General features: G+C 62.4%; 1 pseudogene. It reads left to right on the top strand.

Annotated features, from left to right (window positions below):
• Positions 1 to 447 (top strand): annotated as a pseudogene (locus IFT51_RS14750) (hypothetical protein); the annotation flags it as partial.
• Between the last annotated feature and the right edge of the window lie 130 nt (positions 448 to 577).

Here is a 577-nt window from a genome sequence, read left to right as displayed (position 1 = left end):
ACCTGTGACCCCGCGGGACTTGCAAGCTCGATCCGGACCGCTAGACGATCCCCTATCGAGCACTTGAACCTGAGAACGTATGGAGTAGCTTCCCCCGGCCATGATGGGTTCATGGCCGCCCCAGACGCACCGGACCGCTCGACGACACATCGACGAATACCGATCATCACTGTCGTGTGCCTCGCGGCGACACTGGGCCTTCTCCTCCTCATGGCGTTCGTCCCTCTACCCGACCCCGGCGGACTACTGATTTACGCGCCACCAGCACTGGGACTTCTCGGCGGCGCTGCCGCCCTCCTCGATCGCCAACTCGAGCATGAGGACAAACGAGACTGGGCCATCGGATCAGCTCTCGCCGGGTTCGTCGGTGTTATCGCATTTCTCATAATCGCCAGTTGGATTGAAGCTACCGGTTGGACCATCAACGGCCCACCGCCCTGGCTTTGAGCACGACTTGCTTCGTCAGCGGCGGTCGCCCGCCATACGTCACTAGCGCGTCCCGCCTGCACCTGTCCAGTCATCGATCCCCTATCGGACGATGACGCGCCATGCGCCGTTTTCGGTGCTCGCGACCGAG

This window comes from Frigoribacterium sp. CFBP 13712 (assembly GCF_014842255.1).
In the GTDB taxonomy this organism is placed as follows: Bacteria; Actinomycetota; Actinomycetes; order Actinomycetales; family Microbacteriaceae; genus Frigoribacterium.
Note: the sequence above shows the minus strand (reverse complement) of the source record. Positions and strands in the feature narration are given on the sequence as shown.